Raw genomic sequence first — 17,043 nt, 5'->3', positions numbered from 1 at the left:
ACAAATCAACGACCTAAAAAACCAGCAACGGGAAATGCGATGAACGGGGAAAAACTGAAGGTACTCGTGCTGCCGGGGTATCAGAATTCCGGTGAGGGTCACTGGCAAACGCGCTGGGAATCACTCGATCCGGCATTTACGCGTGTGCAGATGCCGGACTGGGATCATCCCGTGCGCGACGCGTGGTGCCGCACGCTCGATTTCGCAGTGGCCGCATCCGATTCGCCGGTGGTGCTCGCTGCCCATAGCCTCGGGTGTCTGACGGCGGCTTTCTGGGCCACCCGATACGCGAGCGCGGCGCAACTCGCGAAGGTGGCCGGCGCGTTGCTGGTCGCCGTGCCCGATCCCGCCGGGGCTCATTTTCCGCGAGACGCCAGCGGGTTCGCGCCAGTGCCGCTTTTGCCGTTGCCGTTTCCTGGCATTGTCGTGGCGAGTAGCGACGATCCCTACGGCGGCGTACCGTTTTCGCAGGATTGTGCGAATGAATGGGGCAGCCGATGGGTTGGCGTCGGCGCGCGTGGCCATATCAATGCCGATAGCGGTTTGGGCGACTGGAGCGAAGGGCGGGGCTGGCTGGACTCTTTGGGCGGGTCACTTTGACATCGGGTTGATTGGCGGGCGCGTGGTGGCTCGCTCGCGTGAATACGGGCGTAGTGGCGAGCCGGGCACGGAGCAGAGCGGTCATTGTCGCCTCTGTCTGTCAACACGGCGTCACTGCCTCAAACCACCACTGCCCCAAACTCACCCTCAAATAACCGACTGCCCCCGCAGCGCCTTGATCCGCTCGTCGTCATAGCCGAGCACGTCGCGCAGAATGCTTTCGGTGTGCTCGCCGAGCATCGGCGGATGGCTCACCGCTTCGGGCGGCGTCCCCGTCATATTGATCGGATTGCGCACCAGTTTGACCGTGCCGCCCGACGGATGCGGCAGATCGACTCTCAACCCGCGCGCCACCACCTGCTCGTTCTCGAATACCTCACCGAGATCGTTGATCGGCCCGCACGGCACGCCCGCCGCTTCAAGCGCGGCGATCCATTCCTGCTTGCCCTGGCGGATAACCATGTCGGCGAGAATCGGCACGAGGATGTCGCGGTGACGCACCCGCGACGGATTGGTCGCGAAACGCTCGTCATCGGCAAGTTCGGGTTGTCCGCCCGCTTCGACGAACTTGCGGAACTGCCCGTCGTTGCCGACCGCGACGATGATCCAGCCGTCGCTCGTCTGGAAGGTCTGGTAGGGCACGATGTTCGGATGCGCGTTGCCCCAGCGCACCGGCGGCTGCCCGCTCGCCAGGTAGTTCGAATTCATGTTCGCGAGCATCGCCACCTGCACGTCGAGCAGCGCCATGTCGATGTATTGCCCCTCGCCCGTGCGATCGCGATGCGTGAGGGCGGTCAACACGGCGACGGTCGAGTACATGCCGGTCATCAGGTCCGCAATCGCAACGCCGGCTTTCTGCGGACCGCCGCCCGGCTGGCCGTCACGTTCGCCGGTAATGCTCATGAAGCCGCCAATGCCTTGCACGATGAAGTCGTAGCCGGCGCGCTGCGCATACGGACCGGTTTGCCCGAAACCCGTGACCGAGCAGTAAATCAGATCGGGCTTCACCTCTTTCAGCGACGCGTAATCGAGCCCGTACTTCTTCAGTTGACCGACCTTGTAGTTTTCCAGCACTACGTCACTCTGCGCAACCAGTTCGCGGATGATCCGCTGGCCCTCGGGCGACGCGATGTCCACGGTGACCGAGCGCTTGTTGCGGTTTGCCGCGAGGTAGTACGCGGCCTCGCGGGTGTCCGCGCCTTCGGGCGTCTTGAGATACGGAGGGCCCCAGTGACGGGTGTCGTCGCCCACTTCGGGACGTTCGATCTTGATCACGTCGGCGCCGAAATCGGCGAGTGTCTGCGCGCACCACGGTCCGGCGAGCACGCGTGTGAGATCCAGCACGCGGATATGACTGAGAGCGCCCATTCGTTTGATGTCTCCTTCCTATGTAGTCCAGGCGGCGCGCGGGGCGCCGTCGATGGAGGCAATCTTAAGCGATTACAGCGTGCGGGCGCAGTCAGCCAAACGTCATAGGACGATTCAGGAAAACCGCAAACGCGTAACTACTCGCTCAGACCAGGCTCAGTCTGTCCGCGTTTTGCCGACCTTTTCTGAAACCCAGGACGACGCAACCTCACGCGAACCCTAGGCAAACCTGGCCGAACGGCTAGCGCGGCGGGGCGCTGCCGCGCACGCTCGCCGATCCCGTATAATCAGTCGTTTAAGAAACAAACAGTTGGCGCATCCCACGATGCCGCCGGTAACAGCCAGGGAACTGGCAAACCCGTCCCCCGCCCGCTATGAAAGCCGCTGAAATCCGCGAGAAATTCCTCAAGTTCTTCGAATCGAAGGGCCATACGATCGTTCGCTCGTCGAGCCTTGTGCCCGGCAACGACCCGACGCTGCTCTTCACCAATTCGGGAATGGTGCAGTTCAAAGATGTGTTCCTCGGCGCGGAATCGCGCCCGTATTCGCGTGCCACCACCGCGCAGCGCAGCGTGCGCGCGGGCGGCAAGCACAACGACCTGGAAAACGTCGGCTACACCGCGCGTCACCACACGTTCTTCGAAATGCTGGGCAACTTCTCGTTCGGCGACTACTTCAAGCGCGACGCGATCCACTACTGCTGGGAATTGCTGACCAAGGTCTACCAACTGCCGGCTGACAAGCTGACGGTCACGGTCTATCAGGAAGACGACGAAGCGTTCGCCATCTGGGAAAACGAAATCGGCGTGCCGAAAGAGCGGATCATCCGCATCGGCGACAACAAGGGTGCGCGTTACGCATCCGATAACTTCTGGACCATGGGCGACACCGGCCCGTGCGGTCCGTGTTCCGAAGTGTTCTACGACCACGGTCCGGAAATCTGGGGCGGCCCGCCGGGATCGCCGGAAGAAGACGGCGACCGCTTCATCGAGATCTGGAATCTCGTGTTCATGCAGTTCAATCGCGACCCGCAAGGCAACATGACGAAGTTGCCCAAGCAGAGCGTCGACACCGGCATGGGTCTCGAGCGTCTTGCGGCCGTGCTGCAGCACGTGCACAGCAACTACGAGATCGACCTGTTCCAGTCGCTCATCAAGGCCGCGGCTCGCGAAACAGCCACCACCGACCTGACGAACAACTCGCTGAAGGTTATCGCCGACCACATCCGCGCGTGCTCGTTCCTGATCGTCGACGGCGTGATTCCGGGCAATGAAGGTCGTGGCTACGTGCTGCGCCGGATCGTGCGCCGCGCCATCCGTCATGGCTACAAGCTCGGCAAGAAAGGTTCGTTCTTCCATCGCATGGTGCCCGACCTCGTCGAGCAGATGGGCGCGGCGTATCCAGAACTGAAGGAAGCCGAACAACGCGTTACCGACGTGCTGCGTCAGGAAGAAGAGCGCTTCTTCGAGACCATCGAGCACGGCATGTCGATCCTCGAATCGGCACTGACCGATCTCGACGCAAAGGGCGGCAAGACGCTCGACGGCGAACTCGCGTTCAAGCTGCACGACACGTACGGCTTCCCGCTGGATCTGACGGCAGATGTGTGCCGCGAGCGCGAAGTGACGGTCGACGAAGCGGCGTTCGACGAAGCCATGGCGCGTCAGCGCGAACAGGCTCGCGCGGCGGGCAAGTTCAAGATCGCGCAGGGCCTCGAATACTCGGGCGCGAAGACTACGTTCCACGGCTACGAAGAAGTCATCTTCGACGACGCGAAAGTGATCGCGTTGTATGTAGACGGGGTGTCGGTGCAGGAAGCGCGCGACGGCCAGCAGGCTGTCGTCGTGCTCGACCACACGCCGTTCTACGCGGAATCGGGCGGCCAGGTCGGTGACCAGGGCGTGCTGGCGAACGCGAGCGTTCGCTTCGCGGTGGCCGATACGCTGAAAGTGCAGGCCGACGTGGTCGGTCATCACGGCACGGTCGAGCAGGGCACGCTGAAGGTTGGCGACGTGGTCAAGGCGGAAATCGACGCGGTGCGCCGCGCTCGCACGCAACGCAATCACTCGGCCACGCACCTGATGCACAAGGCGCTACGCGAAGTGCTCGGCAGCCATGTGCAGCAGAAGGGTTCGCTGGTCGACGCAGACAAGACCCGTTTCGACTTCGCACACAACTCGCCGATGACGGACGAGCAGATCCGTCGCGTCGAAGAAATCGTCAACGCCGAAGTGCTGGCGAACGCGCCGGGCATCGTGCGCGTGATGCCGTTCGACGAAGCGGTGAAGGGCGGCGCGATGGCGCTGTTCGGCGAAAAGTACGGCGACGAAGTGCGCGTGCTCGACCTCGGTTTCTCTCGTGAATTGTGCGGCGGTACGCACGTGCATCGCACCGGCGACATCGGTCTGTTCAAGATCGTGATGGAGGGCGGCGTGGCGGCGGGTATTCGTCGCGTGGAAGCGATTACGGGCGACAACGCCGTGCGTTTCGTGCAGGACCTCGACGCGCGCATCAATGCGGCTGCGGCCGTGCTGAAGGCGCAACCGTCGGAACTGACGCAGCGCATCAGCCAGGTGCAGGATCAGGTGAAGGCGCTGGAAAAGGAACTGAGCGCGCTGAAGTCGAAGATGGCTTCGAGCCAAGGCGACGAACTGGCCGGTCAGGCAGTCGAAGTCGGCGGCGTGCATGTGCTGGCGGCCACGCTGGAAGGTGCAGACGTCAAGACGTTGCGCGAAACGGTCGACAAGCTGAAGGACAAGCTGAAGAGCGCGGCCATCGTGCTGGCTGCAGTCGACGGTGGCAAGGTAAGCCTGATCGCCGGTGTGACTGCGGACGCGAGCAAGAAGGTTAAGGCTGGCGAGCTGGTCAACTTCGTGGCGCAGCAGGTGGGCGGTAAGGGCGGTGGTCGTCCGGACATGGCTCAGGCTGGCGGCACCGAGCCGGCCAACCTTCCTGCGGCATTGGCGGGCGTTAAAGCTTGGGTTGAAGGTCAGCTTTGATTTGCGTTTGATTCAGCGCTGATTCGAAGTTGACCGGACCCGCACGGCCCAGTCACCTCCGATCAAGTCTGATAAGGCCACGTGGCGCGCTGGAAGGATCGGCGCGGCACGTGGCCTTAGTTTTTTGCACTGTCGAACTGAGTAGCGACCCGCAGCGTCAAATTCGCAGGCCTTAGCCAACCACGTTTTTCCCTCAGCGGATCGGATCAAACAACGTCCGTGTTCGCCGCGCTGCCCACATCTGCGGCAATCTCCGCGCTATACAGCTTTCCTGCATCCTCGGGTGCCAGCAGCGTCTTCTTCAACGCGTTGAGCGCGGAAGAAAAATGTCCACGTCGCCAGACCAGCAAGGTCTCGATCGTTCCGATATCGGGCAATTCGTGAACCGTGATGTTGCTCGAATCGGTTTGCAGATTCAGCACCGAGCGCGGCGCCACCGCGACTCCCGCGCCCGCAGCCACACACGCGACGATCGCGTGATATGAGCCCAGTTCCAGCACCCGTGCCGGCCGCACGCCGTGTTCCATGTACCACTTCTCGATATAAGTTCGATACGCGCAGCCCTGTTCGAACGCGATCAGCGTGGTCAGCGCGACGTCGCGCACCTCGCGAATTGGCCGATGCCCGCGCGGCGTGAGCATCACCAGTTCCTCCTTGAACACGGGCACGCTCTCGAACAGGTCGCCGAGCGCGGCCGGATCGAGTGGCGTGGCCAGCAACGCGGCATCCACTTCGAATTCGCGTACCCGCTCGATCAGTTTGCCGGTCGTGCCGGTTTCAAGCTCCAGCGCGACGGCGGGCCACTGCTGGTGATAACGCGCGAGCAAAGTGGGCAGACGGGTGGCGGCGACACTTTCCATCGTCCCCAGACGCAGGCGTCCGCTCGGACGATCTTCGCGGATCGCATGACGCGCCTCATCGGCGAGTGCGAGTAGACGTTCGGCGTAAGGCAGCAGCGTTTCGCCGGCCGGGGTCAGCACGAGCCGCCGCCCGTCGCGGATAAACAGGTCGGTGCCGAGTTGCTCCTCGAGCTGTTTGATACGCGTCGTGACATTCGATTGCACGCGATTGAGCTTCGCGGCGGCGCGCGTCACGCCGTTTTCCCGCACGACGGCGCGAAAGATGGTCAGGGCGGCCAGATCCATAGTTCTCTCCTGGCGATGGTTGGTATCCTAATTATTCATTTTTCGTGATCGTCTGGTCAAGCTAATATGAGATGAACCCTCTGTTCTCATTAACCAGCATCAACTCGACGGGCCCATCCCATCCCGGCCCTTATTCGCCATGCTCACGAACGATCTTGCTTCTCCCCTACGCGACACTTTCGCCGATCGTCATGCCGCCCGTCGCGCGGCGCTTGCTTGCATGGTGACGCTGGCCGTCGCCCTCGGTATCGGGCGTTTCGCGTTCACGCCGCTGTTGCCGCTGATGCTCCACGGCGCGGCCCCCGGTCAGCGGCAACTCGACATCCAGCACGGCGGCTGGCTCGCTTCGTTCAACTATGCGGGCTATTTTGTCGGCGCGGTCGGATGCGCGGCGTTGCGGATTTCGCCCGCCCGGATGGTGCGCGCCGGGCTGCTCGCGACGGTTCTGCTGACGCTGGCAATGGGCCTCACCAGCCAGTTCTGGGTCTGGGCGGTGGTGCGTTTCGTCGCCGGTGCGGCCAGCGCGTGGACCTTCGTGTTCGCGTCCCAGTGGGGTTTGCGGCGGCTCGCCGAACTCGGCGCGCATGGGTGGGGCGGCGTGATTTATACCGGGCCGGGCGTGGGTATCGTCGGGACGGGGTTGCTGGTGAGTGTCGCAGGCGGTTATGGCGCGACGGCCGGATGGATCGGCTTCGGGCTGATCGCGCTGGTTCTGTCGATTCTGGTCTGGCCGGTTTTCAGCGATGCGGCTGGTGTCAGGCAAGCAGCCGCGGATGCCCGCGCGAACGGTGGAAACGCTGCAGCGCCGGGGAGCGGAGGCGGGGTGCACAAGCTCACCGAAAGGGCGCGTCTGAGCAATCAACCTGCGGCGGGTGCGTCCTCGAGCAGCCGCGTTCACACGCCCAGCCACGCTAAAAATCCCACCACCCATCGCATCGACGCGTTCTGGCTCGTGCTGCTCTACGGCATTCCTGGCTTTGGCTACATCATCACCGCGACCTTTCTGCCGGTGATCGCGCGCCACGCGCTGCCTGGGTCCGCGTGGCCCGATCTGTTCTGGCCGATGTTCGGCGCGGCGCTGGTAGCGGGCGCATTGCTGGCGGCGCGGCTGCCTGCGCACTGGGACAACCGGACCCTTCTCGCCGGCTGCTATGTGCTGCAAGCGTGCGGCATCGCATCGGGGATCATCTGGCCGACGGCGGCCGGCTTTTCGATCGGCAGCATGCTGATCGGTCTGCCTTTTACCGCGATCACGTTGTTCGCGATGCGCGAGGCAAGGCGTCTGCGGGGCGACGATGCTGCCGGCTTGATGGGTTATGCGACAGCGGCCTATGGCGTTGGTCAGATCGTGGGGCCGCTGGTTGCCGCGCCGATCGCCGAACATACGGGGTCGTTTTCGCCGGCGCTGTGGCTCGCGGCGGGGGCGCTGGTGGTGGGGGCTGCGGGTTTGGTCGCGGTGGTAATAACGCCGCGAAGCAATGGCCGGGGACGAATGCCGGATTGCGGGTGCAGTTGAAGGTTGCTGACTGTTAGCGGTCGCCGGCAGGTTTCGCGGGCGGACGGTTCGGGAGCCGCCCCGAACCCCAAATCCCCTCAGCCGCACTAAAATGACCGCTTCCCGTCACCACCGCGCGTCCGCCTCGCGACGCGCCGCCCGCCATGCAACATTTCGCGTCCGACAACTACGCCGGCATCTGTCCCGAGGCGCTCCAGGCGCTGATCGCCGCCAATAACAGCGGCCACGAACCGGCCTACGGCGACGACTCGTGGACCAACCAGGTGTGCGACCGTCTGCGCGACCTGTTCCAGACCGATTGCGAAGTGTTCTTCGTGTTCAACGGCACGGCCGCGAACTCGCTGGCGCTTGCGTCGCTGTGTCAGTCGTATCACTCGGTGATCTGCCACGAACTCGCCCACATCGAAACCGATGAATGCGGCGGTCCCGAATTTTTCTCCGGCGGCTCGAAGTTGCTGACGGCGCCGGGCATCGGCGGAAAACTCACACCGGACGCGATCGAGGCGGTCGTCACGCGCCGCGCCGATATCCATTACCCGAAGCCCAAAGTCGTCACGCTGACGCAATCGACGGAAGTCGGCACGATCTACAGCGTCGAGGAAGTGCGGGCGATTGCGGCGATCGCGAAGCGGCGTCATCTGAAAGTGCACATGGACGGCGCGCGGTTCGCGAATGCGGTGGCGGCGCTGGACGTGCATCCGTCGGAGATCACGTGGCGCGCGGGCGTCGACGTGTTGTGCTTCGGCGGTACCAAGAACGGCTTGCCGGTCGGCGAGGCGGTGGTGTTTTTCGACCGCTCGCTCGCCGACGATTTCGCGTACCGTCTGAAGCAGGCCGGTCAACTGGCGTCGAAAATGCGCTTCATTTCGGCGCCTTGGCTGGGTCTGCTCGACAACGACGTATGGCTGCGCAACGCGCGTCACGCGAATGCGATGGCCGAACTGTTGCAGACGCGGTTGCAGGAAATTCCCGGCGTCAGCATTATGTTTCCGCGCGAATCGAACGCGGTCTTTGCGCAATTGCCCGCGCCAGCCGCAAGAGCGATGCGCGCGCGGGGCTGGAAGTTCTACGAGTTCATCGGCGCGGGCGGTTGCCGGCTGATGTGCGCGTGGGACACGCAACCGGAGACGGTCGAGCGCTTTGCGGCCGACGTACGCGAATTGTGCGCAGCTTGATGCCGCTTCGGGGCGTGCGGTGATGCGATGAGTTAGTGACGTGGCGGTTGAGTGGGGCGGCAAAGCGGCGGGCAACAAGCGATAGGTGGCAGGCAGCAAAGCGGCGAGCGGCGACGCGGGCATGCGGTGAGCGGTAAGCAGCAAAGCGGGCAAGCGGTGAGCCGCAAGTAGCAGAGCGGGCAAGCGGCAGGCAGCAGGCAGCAGGCAGCAGGCAGCAGGCAGCAAGCAGCAAGCAGCAAGCAGCAAGCAGCAAGCGGCAAGCGGCAAGCAGCAAAGCAGCGAGGGCAACGCGGGCAAGCAGCCAGCAAGCGCCAAAGCCCCTAGCCCAAACCGCGTGCTTCGCGGCTTCGCCGTTTTATCGCAGCACAAAGTTGACTCAGGACGCCGAGCGCATGAGCCACACCCGCACCCGCTGGACCTCGCCTCCCACGCTCTCGCTACCTCAGTATCAACCGCAATCCCGATCACCAGACACACCCTCAAACACAAGATAAAAGAGACGTCCTCACGACATGACCGAATACCGATTTTGTCCACGTTGCGCCACGCCGTTGACCCAACGCGCCGATCCCGAGCACGAAGGCGGGCGGGTTCGCCAGAGCTGTCCCGATACCACGTGCGGCTACGTCCACTGGGACAATCCGCTGCCGGTAGTGGCGGCAATCGTCGAATATGAAGGCAAGATTCTGCTGGCGCGCAATGCCGCGTGGCCCGAAGGTATGTTCGCGCTGATCACCGGCTTCCTCGAAAACGGCGAGACGCCGGAGCAGGGCATCGCGCGCGAAGTGCTCGAAGAGACGTCGCTGCACGCGGAATCGGTCGAGTTGGTCGGCGTGTATGAGTTCATGCGCAAGAACGAACTCATCATCGCGTATCACGTGAAGGCGAACGGCACGATTGCGCTGTCGCCGGAATTGCTCGAATACCGGCTCGTCGAACCGGCCAGATTGCGGCCGTGGCGCGCGGGCACCGGTCAGGCGCTCGGTGAATGGATGCGTCGGCGCGGCTTGCCGTTCGAGTTCGTGGAGAAGCCGGGCCAGTAAGCGGACTGACATGGCGTCGATGCGATGTGGCCGTTGTTTTTCGAAAACGCGAACACGTCGCTACGATCGGTAGAACGCCAAAGCCGAAGCCGAAGCCGAAGCCAATCAAACACCCGGCAACTCCCTCGACCGGAACCGTCGGCAGCCATTCCTGCAGTCACGATATCCACGCACCTCAACCCGACCAGAACATCACGCCACGATGAGCAAACCCGCCCCCGCCGAGCGTAGCGCCTACCCGCATTTCCTCCCCATCACCACTCGCTGGATGGACAACGACGTGTACGGTCACGTGAACAACGTCGTCTACTACAGCTATTTCGACACCGTGGTGAACGAGTATCTGGTCCGCGCGGGCGTGCTCGATTTCGAGCACGGCGCGACGATCGGGCTCGTCGTCGAGACGCATTGCAACTACTTCGCGCCGCTCGTGTTTCCCGACCGCATTGAAGCAGGTTTGCGGGTGGTGCGGCTCGGCACGACGAGCGTGCGTTACGAGGTCGGGCTGTTCCGGGAGGGCGACGCTCAACCCGCTGCGCAAGGACACTTCGTGCACGTGTACGTCGACCGCGCGACGCGGCGTCCCGTGAATCTGCCGGACGATCTGCGTGCGGCGCTGCAACCGCTCGCCGTCGATATGTGGACGGAATAGGCGCGTGCAGTCGTTCGTCATCAATCTGCTGAACGGCGTCAGCTACGGGCTGTTGCTGTTCATGCTGTCGGCGGGGCTCACGCTGATTTTCAGCATGCTCGGCGTGCTGAATTTCGCGCACGCGAGCTTCTACATGCTCGGCGCGTATGTCGGCTTCTCGGTCGCGGCGCACGCAGGATTCTGGAGCGCGCTGGTGCTCGCGCCGCTGCTTGTCGGCCTGATCGGCGCCGCGCTGGAGCGCTGGCTGTTGCGGCGCGTACGCGTGCACGGTCATCTGCCTGAATTGCTGCTCACGTTCGGCGCGGCTTATCTGTTAGGCGAACTGGTGAAGCTCGGCTGGGGCTTGAACCCGCTGTCCGCGACAGTGCCGTCCGTGCTCGACGGTCCACTGTTCACGTTGTACGGCGCGGCTTTCTCGCGTTACCGCGCGTTCATGATGGCGGTGTCGCTGGCGATGCTGGCGGTGTTGTACGCGGTGTTGCGTGTGTCGCGAGCGGGCCTGATCGTGCGTGCCGCGCTCACGCATGCGAGCGCCGTCGAAGCGCTCGGCCATAACGTGCCGCGTGTATTCACCGGCGTATTCGCAGCCGGCACGGCGCTCGCCGCGCTCGCCGGCGTGATCGGCGCGCCGCTGTTCGTGATCGAACCGTCGATGGCGGAATCGCTCGGCTCGATCGTGTTCGTCGTGGTCGTGATCGGCGGATTGGGTTCGCTTGGCGGAGCGCTGGCGGCGTCGTTGCTGGTCGGCTGCGTGCAGACGCTGGCAGTGGCGAGCGACGTGTCACTGGGTGACGTGCTATCGGCGATTGGCGCATCGGCGCCGCCGGAGTGGGACGCGCTGACGCTCGCGCAGGTCGCGCCGCTGATTCCGTATCTGCTGCTGGTCGGAATGCTGGCGCTGCGTCCGCGTGGCCTGTTCGGAAGGCGGGATGAGCATGCGTAAGAGCAGCCACGCGTCCGGCTCGCCAGAGGTATCTGCCCGGTCCAGGTCTGATGCAACCGGACCACAAGCTCCGGCACCAGTCTCGATCGCGCGCGCGCTCACTCCATGGCTCGCGCTCGTCGTCTTCCTCGTCGTGCCGCCGTTCATCTGGCCGCAAAGCTGGTTGCTCGCGTACCTCGCCCAGAGCGCGACGATGATCGTGTTCGCGCTCTCGTACAACCTGCTGCTCGGCGAAACCGGCTTGCTGTCGTTCGGTCACGCGATGTATTCGGGACTCGGGGCGTTGGTCGCCGCGCAGGTGTTCAACCGGATCGGCGTGCCGCTCGCGCTGCTGCCGTTGATCGGCGGCATCGGCGGCGCGCTGTGCGGCGTGCTGTTCGGCTTTATCACGACGCGCCGCGCAGGCACCGCCTTCGCGATGATCACGCTCGGTCTCGGCGAACTCGTGGTGGCGGCTTCGTGGGCGCTGCCCGACTGGTTCGGCGGCGAAGCGGGCGTCGCGATCGATCGCGCGAGTGGGCCATGGTCCGGGCCCTGGAGCTTCGGTCCGGCGCGCGAAGCTTATGCGCTCATCGCGCTCTGGTGTCTGCTGGCGAGTGCGGCGCTGTTCGGTCTGTCGCGCACGCCGTTCATGCGTCTTGCGAATGCTGTGCGCGACAACCCGACGCGCGCGGCGGCGATCGGCTGCTATCCGAAGCGTGTGCGTTTTGGCGTGGTGGTGCTGTCGGCGTTTTTCGCGGGCGTCGCGGGGACGCTGGGGCTGATCAACCTTGAACTGGTATCGACGGAAAGCGTCAGCATGATGCGCTCGGGTTCGGTGCTGATCGCGACGGTGATCGGCGGGGCCGGCGCGTTTTTTGGACCCGTGGCGGGCGCGATCGTGCTGACGTTTTTCAGCGTCGCGGTGGCGAGCGTGACGCGCGCGTGGCTGTTCTACCTCGGGCTGTTCTTCGTGGTGGTCGTGGTCGCGTCCCCGGACGGCCTGGCGGGCTTTGTCCAGCGGCACTCGGCGCGGCTGGCAAACCTCGGCTGGGGCAAATGCCGCGCGGCTTATCTGTGGAGTGCGGGCGCGGCGCTGCTGTGGATCGCGTTCGTCGTGCTTGCGGTGCAGTGGGCGTACGCGGTGCAATTCGGCGCGGACGATGGCGCTAATTCCGGCGTGCCGGGCGTGCCGTCGGCATTGGCCGCGTCGCCGGTCTCGCTGTGCGCTGTGCTGTTCGTGCTGGCGGGCTTGGGCGCGGTGTTCGCGCGTTACGCCGTTCGTGCACACGCGCGGCTGGTGAATCGCGTCGGGCTCGTAAGTCCTACGGCGCAAACCGGAGCCGCACAATGATCCCGGCTCTCGCGCTATACGGCATCGAAAAACGCTATGGCTCCACGCAGATTCTGCGCGGCGTCGACCTCGCGATCGAACCCGGCGAGCGCCACGCGTTGATCGGTCCGAACGGCGCGGGCAAGTCGACGATCTTCAACCTGATCGCGGGCGGCGCGCGTCCCAACGCCGGGCGCATCCATCTGTTCGGCGCAGAAATCACGCGCCTGCCACCGGCAGCGATCACCCGCCGCGGCCTCGCGCGCAGCTTCCAGAGCACCAGCGTGTTCGCGCGTCTGAGCGTGTTCGACAATCTGCGCTGCGCGGCGATGCTGGCCGAGCGCGGGCGCTTGCGATGGTGGCAGCGCTTCAGCGGCTCGCGCACGGTCGACGCACGAGCCGAACAGGTGCTCGACGCCGTGGGCCTGGGCGCACGCCGCCATGTTCTCGCGGGCACGCTCAGCTATGCGGGGCAGCGCGCGCTCGACCTCGGCATTGCGCTCGCGGGCGGCGCGCACACGTTGTTGCTGGATGAACCGACCGCCGGCATGAATCGCGCGGAAGCGGCGCATGCGATCGAGCTGATCCGCGAGACGACGGCGGGGCGCACGCTGCTGATGGTCGAACACGACATGGACGCGGTTTTCTCGATAGCTGATCGCATTTCGGTGCTGGTGCAGGGGCGCGTCATCGCGACCGGGACACCGGCGGCGATTCGCGCGGATGCTGCGGTGCGGGCCGCGTATCTCGGTGAAGGTTTCGGCAGTGGCAACGGCAACGGCAACGGCTTTGACAAATCCCACAAAGGACGCGGCGCATGACCGCCTTGCTCGACATCCGCGAACTGAACGCGTGGTATGGCGCGAGCCAGGTCCTGCACGGCGTCACGTTGCAGATCGGGCCTGGCGAAGTGCTGGCGCTGGTCGGGCGCAACGGCTCCGGCCGCTCGACACTCGCGCGCGCGATCATGGGCCTCGTGCGCAGCGACGGCGAATTGCGTTTCGCGGGACATTCGCTGGCGGGACTGCGCACCTTCGAGATCGCACGCCTCGGACTGGGTTACGTGCCCGAACATCGCGATGTGTTCCCGGCGCTGAGCGTCCACGAAAATCTGCAACTCGGAATCGCGCCGCGATCGCGTGGGCGCGTTCCGCGCTTCACGATCGATGACGCCTATGCGCTTTTCCCCGTCCTCGCTGAGCGCAAGCGCACGCGCGCCGGTGCGCTGTCAGGTGGCGAACAGCAGATGCTGACGCTCGCGCGGGCGCTGGTCGGCGATCCCGATCTGCTGGTGATCGACGAACCCGGCGAGGGTCTTGCGAGTCAGGTGATGGAGCAGGTCGCCGGTTGTCTGCGGATGCTGCGCGATCGCGGCGGCGCGATTCTTCTGATCGAGCAGCGTCTCGTGATCGCGCAGCAGATTGCCGGCCGCGTCGCCGTGATGGGGCACGGGCAGATCGTGTACGAAGGCGAACTGGCGTCGTTGCGCGCACGTGGCGACGTGATCGACGAATGGCTCGGCGTCGGCTGATATCGGCTACGTTGCGATGCGCATTTATCGCGTTGCCGCATACGGGCGATTAGCCGCACGGTTGCCTCTGCCCGCAGGTTTTTTCGCATTTTTCCCGCTCACTTTGCACTTCATGCGCTGTGCCGCCTCTCAAACGCGCGTTGATTGCCGTTTGAATCTCCTTTCCCGATTCACCGCTCAACCTTGATCCATGCGGCTCGCCGGCCACCTCGCCAAACGATTCAAACGCTTGATCGTTTGGTGAGCGCCCTCCAGAAATCTTGTCGGCAGCGAGCGGACAAATAAAGACAATCAGTCCAAAGGCGCGCACTCGCGGCGTGGTGTTTCGAGCCGCCGTCTGCGTGACGAACCCTGCCGTGTCTGGCGCGCGAAGACGCGTCGCGGCTTCAGGAGGAGACATCATGAAAAGATCGGCGAGGTTGGGCGGAAGGGCATTGGATCGTCAGGTGGCCGGGTTGTATCCGCGTCATTCGAATGGCGATGCAGCATGTGCGCGTGATGACTGGCGTTCACGGTTTGGCATCGGCGCGGCGCTGCTGACCGCCGCGCTTCTGATGTCCGCGTGCGCCGACGCGAGTTCGACCACGGCGGACACCGCGCCGGCACCATCCGGCTCGCCGGGAACGTCGGCCAAAGCGGCAAGCCAGGCCGACAACACCACGCACGGCTCTGTGTCGTCACAACGGCCCGCGCTGGAACTCGCCAAAGCCCGGCAACTCGCCGCCGAACAAAGCGTCGCCGCGCGCGTGCCGTCCGCGAGCGGCATGAGCGAAAAGCGCGACCGTCCACTGACGTTGCGCGATTCCGGCATCGACGGTTCGTTGATGTTCGCGCGCGATGTCGATTTTCGCGTGACCGGCGACATCGGCTTCATGATCCACGACATGGCCGCGACGCTGACGCCCGCGCGCCCTGGCCAGCCGATCGTATTCGATGATCCGACCAGTGTGACGATCAACGTTCACCGGGGCGAGGTCACGCTCGACAGCGCGAAGCTCACCGCGATTTTCGATCGCTATCTGTTCCAGTATCAGGGCTCGCCGCTGCGCAACATGCGGGTCGTGCCGCAGGATGGCGGCACGCTGCGCATCACCGGAGAGATGCATCGCGAAACGTGGGTGCCGATCGTGCTGGCCGGTTCGCTGTCGATGCGCAATGCCGACGAACTCGTGTTCCACGCCGATCATGTCGAGGTGGCCGGTGTCGGCGCGGACAAACTGATGCAGGCCGCGCACGTGAAAATGGCCGACCTGCTGAAAGTGGATACACCAATTGCGCGTCTCGACGGCGACGACGTGGTGATGCAGGTTGCCAAACTCACGCCGCCGCCCGCGTTGCGCATGAGCATCGCGAAGATCGACACGAGCGCGGCGGGCGTGCGCTTCACGCTCGACGACCACACGGTATCGAAGATCGACTGGCCCGCGACGATGCCTGCACGCGGCATGCTGGTGCAGGGCGGCGACGTCAAATTCATGCGCTCGATGCCGATGAATATCGACATGGCGCTGACGCCGATCGACAACCACGCGCCGTTCGTCTTGGACCTATATCACTATCGCGATCAGATGGCGGCCGGTTATTTCACGTTCGACGAAGCGGGTGCGCTCGATGTGCATCTGCCGTCGTATCCGACGCTAGCCAGCGCGATCGCGGGAGCGAATGGCGCGAAAGAGAAAGACGCACAGTCGCAAACCGGCAGTGCGAACGCGCGCTATAACGACAGCTTTATCCGCGAGCAGCAGGCCGCGCTTGCGCAGGCGCGCCTCGTCTGGCAACACGTTCCGCAGACTTTGCGCACGGCCTCGGTCGCGCACGCGATTCCGGTCGGCACACGCGCCGCGTTTTCCGGGCAGAACGCCGCCACGCCAGGTTCCGTCCTCGCCGACGAGCGTCATTCGTCCGGCACTGCACCGCTGATTCACGTCGAGAACGTGGACTTCTACGTAGCGGGACGTATCGGCTTTCACGTGCGTTCACTGGATGCGCAGATGGTACCGAAGCACGCCGGTCAGCCGGTCGATTTCGATGATCCCGATCAGTTCGATATCCGTATTATCGGTGGCGAGGTAGTGGAGCCGTGGCCCGCAATGGCGGCGCTGTTCAACGACTATCTGCTGGATTACGAGCCGCGCTCGCTGAACGATCTGCAATTGAAACCGGTTGACGGAAAGCTCGAAGTGACGGGCGGCATCAAGTTGTGGAATCACTTCCCCGGCGTCTGGTTGCCGACCACGATGAGCGGCACGATCGTCGCAGCGGACGAGCGCCATCTCGTGTATGAACCGACATCGGTGAAAGTGCTCGGCGTGCCGCAGGCCGGTCTGCTGCGTGCGCTCGATATTCCGCTGGCCTCGCTGACGCCGTTCACGCGCAAGGGCGTGGCGCTGAAGGGCAACGAGTTGGTATTCGATCAGTACACGGTTTTCCCGCCGCCGGTGTTGCAGGGCCGCCTCGCAAGCGCGACCGTGACCGACGAAGGACTGGTACTGAAGTTCAGGCGTGATCCCGCGATTCCTGCCGCGCGGCCGCCTGCCAATGCAGGCAAGAGTTTCGTGTGGATCGAATCGGGCGATGTGAAGATGTTCAACTCGCTGGTCACGAATACGCGCACCTATATCAAGGACAGTTCGAATCCTGGCGTGATGAAGTTCGACCTGTACGGCTATCGTCGCGACGTGTCTAAAGGGACGGTGAGAATGGGTATCGATGGTGGCCTGAATGTGGATCTGGCCGCGAGGAAGTAGGGCGCGTTGTGC

At 64.2% G+C, this 17,043-nt stretch carries 14 protein-coding genes; 11 read left to right on the top strand and 3 right to left on the bottom strand.

The window, feature by feature from the left end; genetic code table 11:
- The first annotated feature begins 39 nt into the window (after positions 1–39).
- Positions 40–600 (top strand): RBBP9/YdeN family alpha/beta hydrolase, encoded by a 561-nt coding sequence (locus tag BLS41_RS12180; protein WP_074764786.1) that lies wholly within the window; start codon positions 40–42, stop codon positions 598–600.
- A 147-nt stretch (positions 601–747) separates the two neighbouring features.
- Here BLS41_RS12180 and BLS41_RS12175 read toward each other — a convergent pair whose 3' ends face one another.
- The gene (locus tag BLS41_RS12175; RefSeq protein WP_074764784.1) at positions 748–1,968 is read right to left on the bottom strand and encodes a CaiB/BaiF CoA transferase family protein; all 1,221 of its coding nucleotides are present in this window, start codon (positions 1,966–1,968) and stop codon (positions 748–750) included.
- A gap of 374 nt (positions 1,969–2,342) precedes the next feature.
- On the opposite strand from BLS41_RS12175, the gene alaS reads away from it, so the two are divergent.
- Positions 2,343–4,967, top strand: a complete 2,625-nt coding sequence (gene alaS, locus BLS41_RS12170) for an alanine--tRNA ligase (RefSeq protein WP_074764782.1) — start codon at positions 2,343–2,345, stop codon at positions 4,965–4,967.
- A 206-nt stretch (positions 4,968–5,173) separates the two neighbouring features.
- Here the strand turns inward: alaS and BLS41_RS12165 are convergent, their stop codons facing one another.
- Entirely contained in the window at positions 5,174–6,112 is a 939-nt protein-coding gene (locus BLS41_RS12165; RefSeq protein ID WP_074764780.1) for a LysR family transcriptional regulator, read from the bottom strand.
- Positions 6,113–6,251: 139 nt separating this feature from the next.
- On the opposite strand from BLS41_RS12165, the gene BLS41_RS12160 reads away from it, so the two are divergent.
- The 8 genes from BLS41_RS12160 (at position 6,252) to BLS41_RS12125 (ending at position 14,284) form a co-directional block, all read left to right on the top strand.
- A complete protein-coding gene (locus BLS41_RS12160) occupies positions 6,252–7,628 on the top strand; it encodes a YbfB/YjiJ family MFS transporter (RefSeq protein WP_074764778.1) in 1,377 nt (458 codons plus the stop codon).
- Positions 7,629–7,771: 143 nt separating this feature from the next.
- The gene (locus BLS41_RS12155) at positions 7,772–8,803 is read left to right on the top strand and encodes a threonine aldolase family protein (RefSeq protein ID WP_074764776.1); all 1,032 of its coding nucleotides are present in this window, start codon (positions 7,772–7,774) and stop codon (positions 8,801–8,803) included.
- A gap of 512 nt (positions 8,804–9,315) precedes the next feature.
- Positions 9,316–9,846 (top strand): NUDIX domain-containing protein, encoded by a 531-nt coding sequence (locus BLS41_RS12150; RefSeq protein WP_074764774.1) that lies wholly within the window; start codon positions 9,316–9,318, stop codon positions 9,844–9,846.
- Between the two features lie 202 nt (positions 9,847–10,048).
- Entirely contained in the window at positions 10,049–10,498 is a 450-nt protein-coding gene (locus tag BLS41_RS12145) for an acyl-CoA thioesterase (protein ID WP_074764772.1), read from the top strand.
- Between the two features lie 4 nt (positions 10,499–10,502).
- Entirely contained in the window at positions 10,503–11,441 is a 939-nt protein-coding gene (locus BLS41_RS12140; RefSeq protein WP_074764770.1) for a branched-chain amino acid ABC transporter permease, read from the top strand.
- Positions 11,434–12,774: a branched-chain amino acid ABC transporter permease gene (locus tag BLS41_RS12135; protein ID WP_083379991.1), complete on the top strand. Its 1,341-nt coding sequence runs from the start codon at positions 11,434–11,436 to the stop codon at positions 12,772–12,774. The genes BLS41_RS12140 and BLS41_RS12135 overlap by 8 nt, the downstream gene beginning before the upstream one ends.
- A complete protein-coding gene (locus tag BLS41_RS12130; protein WP_074764768.1) occupies positions 12,771–13,574 on the top strand; it encodes an ABC transporter ATP-binding protein in 804 nt (267 codons plus the stop codon). The genes BLS41_RS12135 and BLS41_RS12130 overlap by 4 nt, the downstream gene beginning before the upstream one ends.
- Entirely contained in the window at positions 13,571–14,284 is a 714-nt protein-coding gene (locus tag BLS41_RS12125; protein WP_074764766.1) for an ABC transporter ATP-binding protein, read from the top strand. Before BLS41_RS12130 ends, BLS41_RS12125 begins: the two co-directional genes overlap by 4 nt.
- Positions 14,285–14,333: 49 nt before the next feature.
- Here the strand turns inward: BLS41_RS12125 and BLS41_RS38370 are convergent, their stop codons facing one another.
- Positions 14,334–14,687, bottom strand: a complete 354-nt coding sequence (locus tag BLS41_RS38370) for a hypothetical protein (protein ID WP_143026255.1) — start codon at positions 14,685–14,687, stop codon at positions 14,334–14,336.
- A 151-nt stretch (positions 14,688–14,838) separates the two neighbouring features.
- Here BLS41_RS38370 and BLS41_RS12120 point away from each other — a divergent pair, with 151 nt between their 5' ends.
- Positions 14,839–17,031: a hypothetical protein gene (locus BLS41_RS12120; RefSeq protein WP_143026291.1), complete on the top strand. Its 2,193-nt coding sequence runs from the start codon at positions 14,839–14,841 to the stop codon at positions 17,029–17,031.
- The last annotated feature ends 12 nt before the right edge of the window (positions 17,032–17,043 follow it).

Source organism: Paraburkholderia fungorum, assembly GCF_900099835.1.
Classification (GTDB): Bacteria; Pseudomonadota; Gammaproteobacteria; order Burkholderiales; family Burkholderiaceae; genus Paraburkholderia; species Paraburkholderia fungorum_A.
The sequence above is the reverse complement of the archived record's forward strand: the minus strand, read 5'-3'. Positions and strand labels throughout refer to the sequence as shown.

Excerpts from the sequence above, each read along its gene's own strand:
- BLS41_RS12160 (WP_074764778.1), top strand. The coding sequence starts at position 6,252 with ATGCTCACGAACGATCTTGCTTCTCCCCTACGCGACACTTTCGCCGAT.
- BLS41_RS38370 (WP_143026255.1), bottom strand. The coding sequence starts at position 14,687 with ATGATGTCTCCTCCTGAAGCCGCGACGCGTCTTCGCGCGCCAGACACG.
- BLS41_RS12130 (WP_074764768.1), top strand. The coding sequence starts at position 12,771 with ATGATCCCGGCTCTCGCGCTATACGGCATCGAAAAACGCTATGGCTCC.
- BLS41_RS12155 (WP_074764776.1), top strand. The coding sequence starts at position 7,772 with ATGCAACATTTCGCGTCCGACAACTACGCCGGCATCTGTCCCGAGGCG.
- BLS41_RS12145 (WP_074764772.1), top strand. The coding sequence starts at position 10,049 with ATGAGCAAACCCGCCCCCGCCGAGCGTAGCGCCTACCCGCATTTCCTC.
- BLS41_RS12180 (WP_074764786.1), top strand. The coding sequence starts at position 40 with ATGAACGGGGAAAAACTGAAGGTACTCGTGCTGCCGGGGTATCAGAAT.
- BLS41_RS12165 (WP_074764780.1), bottom strand. The coding sequence starts at position 6,112 with ATGGATCTGGCCGCCCTGACCATCTTTCGCGCCGTCGTGCGGGAAAAC.
- BLS41_RS12150 (WP_074764774.1), top strand. The coding sequence starts at position 9,316 with ATGACCGAATACCGATTTTGTCCACGTTGCGCCACGCCGTTGACCCAA.
- BLS41_RS12175 (WP_074764784.1), bottom strand. The coding sequence starts at position 1,968 with ATGGGCGCTCTCAGTCATATCCGCGTGCTGGATCTCACACGCGTGCTC.
- BLS41_RS12125 (WP_074764766.1), top strand. The coding sequence starts at position 13,571 with ATGACCGCCTTGCTCGACATCCGCGAACTGAACGCGTGGTATGGCGCG.
- BLS41_RS12120 (WP_143026291.1), top strand. The coding sequence starts at position 14,839 with ATGTCCGCGTGCGCCGACGCGAGTTCGACCACGGCGGACACCGCGCCG.
- BLS41_RS12135 (WP_083379991.1), top strand. The coding sequence starts at position 11,434 with ATGCGTAAGAGCAGCCACGCGTCCGGCTCGCCAGAGGTATCTGCCCGG.
- alaS (WP_074764782.1), top strand. The coding sequence starts at position 2,343 with ATGAAAGCCGCTGAAATCCGCGAGAAATTCCTCAAGTTCTTCGAATCG.